General features: G+C 44.3%; 5 protein-coding genes. 2 read left to right on the top strand and 3 right to left on the bottom strand.

The annotated features are described in order from the left end of the window. The 3 genes from hemJ to PX484_RS18590 form a co-directional block, all read right to left on the bottom strand. A partial coding sequence (gene hemJ, locus PX484_RS18600) for a protoporphyrinogen oxidase HemJ (RefSeq protein WP_288105072.1) occupies positions 1-329 on the bottom strand: 329 nt, incomplete at its 3' end. A gap of 630 nt (positions 330-959) precedes the next feature. Continuing rightward, positions 960-1910 carry an SdiA-regulated/phytase-like domain-containing protein gene (locus PX484_RS18595; protein WP_287766466.1) on the bottom strand — a complete coding sequence of 317 codons (951 nt, stop codon included), beginning with the start codon at positions 1908-1910 and terminating at the stop codon, positions 960-962. 7 nt (positions 1911-1917) lie between these two features. Further along, a complete protein-coding gene (locus PX484_RS18590; RefSeq protein WP_287766464.1) occupies positions 1918-3282 on the bottom strand; it encodes a UDP-N-acetylmuramoyl-tripeptide--D-alanyl-D-alanine ligase in 1365 nt (454 codons plus the stop codon). 698 nt (positions 3283-3980) lie between these two features. Between PX484_RS18590 and purD the strand changes: the two genes are divergently transcribed. Both purD and PX484_RS18580 read left to right on the top strand, forming a co-directional pair. Then, positions 3981-5246 carry a phosphoribosylamine--glycine ligase gene (gene purD / locus PX484_RS18585; protein ID WP_002758420.1) on the top strand — a complete coding sequence of 422 codons (1266 nt, stop codon included), beginning with the start codon at positions 3981-3983 and terminating at the stop codon, positions 5244-5246. An 18-nt stretch (positions 5247-5264) separates the two neighbouring features. Then, on the top strand, positions 5265-5387 hold the full coding sequence (locus tag PX484_RS18580) for a hypothetical protein (RefSeq protein WP_256378301.1): 123 nt from the start codon (positions 5265-5267) through the stop codon (positions 5385-5387). Positions 5388-5515 lie beyond the last annotated feature (128 nt).

Raw genomic sequence — 5515 nt, 5'->3', positions numbered from 1 at the left:
TTCATGATGCGACCACAGTAGAAATGATAGAGCAGTAAAAGAGCCACAAAGGATAATTTAATATGTAACCATCCCGATTTTAAAATTTCTGGTTCTGTGGAGATTAAACCGATCGCCATGGCCACGGTGACAATCATCCCAGGTGTGGTAATGATATTGTAGAGTCGCTTCTCCATGATCTCGTATTGCGCTTTCAGAATAGCTTGTGCGGGTTCGGTTTGTGTTGCTGCCTCCGCATGATAGACAAACAAACGTACTAAATAAAATAGTCCCGCAAACCAAACAACTACCCCAATCAGGTGAAATGCTTTAAACCAATAGTAAGCCATAGTCTATATTGTGATGTGAGTCCCGAATTAATTAGTCTAAGAGTTATCCATACTTTCCCAGACTATCCCTATACAAAAGTTTAGACGGAAAATAGGGGTTGGGGGGAGTGGGAATTATGAATTATGAATTATGAATTATGAAGTGGGGTAGTGGGGTAGTGGGGAGTGGACAACCCTAGCTCCTGAATACTGACTCCTAACCCAATGTTGGACAAAGATAAGCAAAAATTATTGATTGAATCCAAAAACTTGAGAATATTTAAATTAACATTCCGCAATATTTACAAATTCTTAAGAATTAATTGAGAAAGATTTTTATTTAACAACGATGTTATGCTAGTTACAGCGATTTTACTGAATTTCATAATGGGTCTTTCTGTGCTTTTTTGGGCAGCAACGGTTGAAACCCTTGCCACACCTAGAAGGTGATCCTAATCAAGACAGGTAAATGAGTCAATTTCACCCACAACGATGATCTTTTTTTTGTGTAGTTTTATTGCAAAAAAAAAGTTTTTTTGACAAAAAGCACAAAGTATGAATTATGAATTATGAATTATGAAGTGGGAAGAATAAATAAAAATAATCTCCTGACGACCGACTCCTTACTCGGAGAATACTGACGACCGATAGCTAATTATCTAAGAGCAGAGGTCGCAGAAAACCGCCATAATTCTCGTCATCTGTACCGATAAAGACTTCTACTTCACCTCTAGGAGATTCTCTAGTAGTCAGCGCTTCCACTTTAGCACCGTCGATTTCTGCAATTTTTTGGGGATTAGGGGCAATAATTAGGCTATTATCGGCTGTAACTTGACCGATACGGTAAACAGCACTTCTAAACACTCCCGCACTATCTGGATCGTCAGCGGAAGCTATGTAGATATTACCTTGCTTATCTACGGCTAAATCGGAGATGAGGCGAATATTTTTACCACTACCAAAAGGACTCCGAAAAGTTACCGACCGAAATTCCCCGAATTTTAAGGGATTGAACGAGATATCCGTCCAGCGAATCTTTGTACTCTCTTGACTATCGGCCCGTTCTGCGTAGATAAATAGATAACGATCGCCTTGCCGACTAACAGCGATCGCCTCTACATTTTCCACCGCGATCGGCCAATTTATTTGCTCAACTATCTTGACTTGTTGCTGGTTGTATGCTGCTAAAAACAGTCTTTGAAAAGGTTTTTTCTCGCCACTTTCAGCCAACAAAAATAAATTAGTTTGAGGAATATGAGTAATACTTTCGAGATCGTTACTCAATCCCTCTGGATTTGGCCAATCTACCCTTAAAACCTGCCATAATAGGGGTTTTTCCTGCGTAGGTAGCTGTAAAAGACTCAGTCTTGGTTGAGATGGATCACTTTTTTTGCCCTTATTTTTGGCATCGTGAACCCCTAGAAAAATATCCGCTTCTACCCAAGCTAAACCACTGAGATCTGGGAGATAAGTCTCCAGTCGTCTCGATTCTTGAGCAAAAGAGACTTGAGCGGCCGAAAAAAAGAAAATTAGCGTTAAAATACCCGAAAAAACTGTTTTTAATCGGCTATTCTTGCTAAAAAATGCTCTATTCTCTAACATCTCTTCCCTAACTCCCAATATCACTGATTAACTCCTCCACCACCCGATTTAAACCGACGGAATGGGAAGCCTTGCATAAAATGCGATCGCCTGAATCGATCACTTCCTTTAAACGATTAATTAAATCTGCGTGAGTTTGAAAACATTCGCAAGCGACCCCAGTAGCCGCCTCAGCAATAAACTTAGCTTCTGGGTCGTCCACCAAGACAAACAAGCGATCTATGCCTAGTTTTTGCACCCTCTCACCCACTTGGCGATGTAATTGCTCCGAAAAAGACCCTAACTCCTTCATCGTGCCTAAAACAGCAATATGACGCTGACCGGGGGTAGCTTTCAGTAAATCCAAGGCCGCTAACATTGATTCTAGACCTGCGTTATAGGTTTCATCGAGGAGTAGGATATCCGGCTCTATTTGGTAACGTTTGGCCCGACCACTGGGTAAATTAACCTTAATTCCCTCTTGCAAAGAAGTCCAATCGATGCCTAAAATTTTCGCTACAGCCAAGGCTGCCATAAAATTTAAAGCATGATGACGACCGGATAAAGGTAAGTTAAAATCTAGTCCATTGACTCGTAAAGTAGTTAAATCCAGTAATTCTCCGACTATATCGCCGCCAGAGAAGCCATAGGTAATTGTTTCCCCCTGCCATACCCGTTTAGCTGTTTCAGTAAGTAAAGGGTGATCGTAGTTAAGAACAGCTATACTACCAGAAGGAGACTCGGCCAATAACTCGCATTTCGCCTCTGCGATCGCCGCTTGCGACCCTAAACGACCGATGTGAGCGGTTCCCACATTAGTAATCACTGCGATGGTCGGTTGGGTGATTTGAGCGAGCAGGGCAATTTCTCCTCGTCCCCGCATTCCCATCTCGATTACGGCACTATCGTGAGTTTCATCCAGTTCGAGGAGAGTTTTCGGCACTCCGATCTCATTGTTATAATTAGCCAGGGTTTTGTGTACCTTTCCCCGGGTTGCTAATAGGGAGGCGATTAATTCTTTAGTGGTGGTTTTCCCCACCGATCCTGTAATAGCAATCACGGGTATAGTAAATTGATTCCGCCACCAATGGCCTAATTGCTGATAGGTTTCTAGGGTATTATGGACTAGGAATACGGGAATATTACTAGAGGAATTTACCGAAACTGGCTGATCGACAATCAAGGTCGCCGCTCCTCTTTTGATAGCCATATCGATAAAATCATGACCATTAAAATTATCACCTTTTAAGGCTAAAAATGCTTGTCCAGGCTCAATACTACGGCTATCAGTATTAATGCCAGAGACTAAACTATCGGGACTAAAACTTATGTCACCCTTATTTTGTAAGGATAATAATTGAGCTAGTTGATTGAGGGATAAATGACAGGGCATAGACAATAAAAATACTTAGGAGTAAATTCCGAATAATCTAAAAGATAGATTGATGTTTAACGGGGACTTAGAGCAGATAAAATCGATGTTTCTTGGCCCTCTCAATCGCACCGGGTGCAATGTAAGGAGGCAACGTGGTCAGTAAGTTTATCGAACTGCTTGCGCCCATAATGTGAGATAGTGAATATTTTTCAGCCAATGTCCGAGAGAGCCAACTCGATGGCGTAGAATGACCCAAAATAGGGACAGCCTAAGAAGGGCGCATCTACTATCTAATCACAATTGACTCCTTTACAGCAGTTAGGGACTTGCGCTTTGATAATGTACCTTTTGGGCGAACGCAGTTCGCCCCTACATTGTGGACAAAATCCGTTACTGTAGGGGCGCAATGCTTGCGCCCTCCGATCGCTCAGGTTTGCTGATCACCCTAAGTAGGGGGAGAGCCTTCGAGGTGTTAGGGACTTGCGCTTTGATAATGTGCCATCTGGCTGGTCTGGTTCTTCTACAGAGCGATTTTCTGGCTGGGATATTATTCCTACGCAAATCCCTTATCTAATCACCTCCGTAGGACTAGAGCAAGGGTTTTGCTCAACAGGTGGGGAGCGAGGATTAAAAAGTTAAGTAATCTCAACTTCTAGGCAATGACACCCCGGAGCTAGGGGATAATTAAACCATCGTCATTTAGGCTGCGTTTATCCGTGAAAATTATCGTTATCGGCAGTGGTGGTCGAGAACACGCCTTGGCTTGGAAACTGCTGCAATCGCCCGAGGTAGAACAAGTGTTCTGTATTCCAGGTAATGGGGGAACGGCAATTTTACCTCAATGTGAAAATATCCCCATAGCAATGGAGGATTTTGCCGAAATTAGCCGCTTTGCCCGAGAAAATTGCGTCGATCTGGTGGTTGTCGGGCCAGAATATCCCCTCTCCCTCGGCATTACCGATCATCTTCTCGGCCAAGAAATTGCCGTTTTTGGCCCCACACAAACCGGGGCCTTAATTGAATCGAGCAAATCCTGGGCAAAAGAATTAATGAGCGAAGCAGCAGTTATCACCGCCGTCTCAGAAACCTTTACGGATGCAGAATTAGCAAAAACTTATATCCGAGAGCAAGGAGCGCCAATTGTGGTGAAAGCTGACGGATTAGCCGCAGGAAAAGGGGTAATTGTCGCCGAAACCGTAGATACGGCCCTAGAAGCGATCGATGATCTTTTTACCAGTGGCTTTACTAAAGTCGTGGTGGAAGAATTCCTAGAGGGAGAAGAAGTGTCTATCCTCACCCTCACCGATGGGATCAGCTTTCGTTCCCTGCTACCCGCCCAAGATCACAAGCGGATCGGTGAAGGCGATACCGGCAAAAATACCGGCGGTATGGGAGTTTATGCCCCCGCACCCATAGCCACCGCCGCCATTATCGAAGCGGTAAACCGAGACATCCTCGCCCCCATCGTCGCCACCCTACAAAAACGCGGCATTGACTATCGGGGAGTCCTCTACGCGGGTTTAATGATTTCCCCCGCCGGAGAGCCAAAAGTTCTCGAATTTAACTGTCGTTTTGGCGATCCCGAAACCCAAGCGGTTTTACCCCTACTGGAAACTCCCCTGGCACCGCTACTGCTGGCTTGCGCTCAACAAAAATTAACTGATTTCCCCTCTTTACAATGGCGATCCGGTAGTGCCGTTTGTGTGGTGGCCGCGTCTGCCGGTTATCCCGACCACTACGAAAAAGGCCAGTTAATCACTGGAATTAAGGCAGCTGAAACCGCGGGAGCGATCGTTTTCCACGCCGGCACGGTTTTAAAACACGGCGATATCTTCACCGATGGCGGCCGCGTCTTGGGTGTCACGGCTATGGGAGCTAATTTTAATCAGGCGATCGAACTTGCCTATCAATCGGTGAAAAGGATACACTTTCAGGGCATCTATTATCGTCGTGATATCGGCCACCGGGTAAGGGAAAAATAAGGTTTTGAGGATTAATTTATGAGCCAATTTCCCTTTTTTTCCGCATCTCTCACCGCTAATCCTCACCTGATGCCAAACCTCTTTCTAGGGCAATCCCTGACAAAAGCGCATCTGATTTGTCAAAAAACCAGTAACTATTGATAAAATCATGAAACTGAATCGCCCAACCAAATTGCCATCCCTATGCGAATTTTGCTCTATTCTTATAACTATTATCCCGAACCGATCGGCATCGCTCCCCTGATGACAGAATTAGCGGAAGGATTGGT

The organism is Microcystis sp. M49636_WE2 (genome assembly GCF_030065375.1).
Lineage (GTDB): Bacteria > Cyanobacteriota > Cyanobacteriia > Cyanobacteriales > Microcystaceae > Microcystis > Microcystis aeruginosa_C.
Note: the sequence above shows the minus strand (reverse complement) of the source record. Positions and strands in the feature narration are given on the sequence as shown.

Bases quoted from the DNA above. Each gene is read 5' to 3' on its own strand.
- PX484_RS18595 (WP_287766466.1), bottom strand. From the start codon at position 1,910: ATGTTAGAGAATAGAGCATTTTTTAGCAAGAATAGCCGATTAAAAACA.
- PX484_RS18590 (WP_287766464.1), bottom strand. From the start codon at position 3,282: ATGCCCTGTCATTTATCCCTCAATCAACTAGCTCAATTATTATCCTTA.
- PX484_RS18580 (WP_256378301.1), top strand. From the start codon at position 5,265: ATGAGCCAATTTCCCTTTTTTTCCGCATCTCTCACCGCTAATCCTCAC.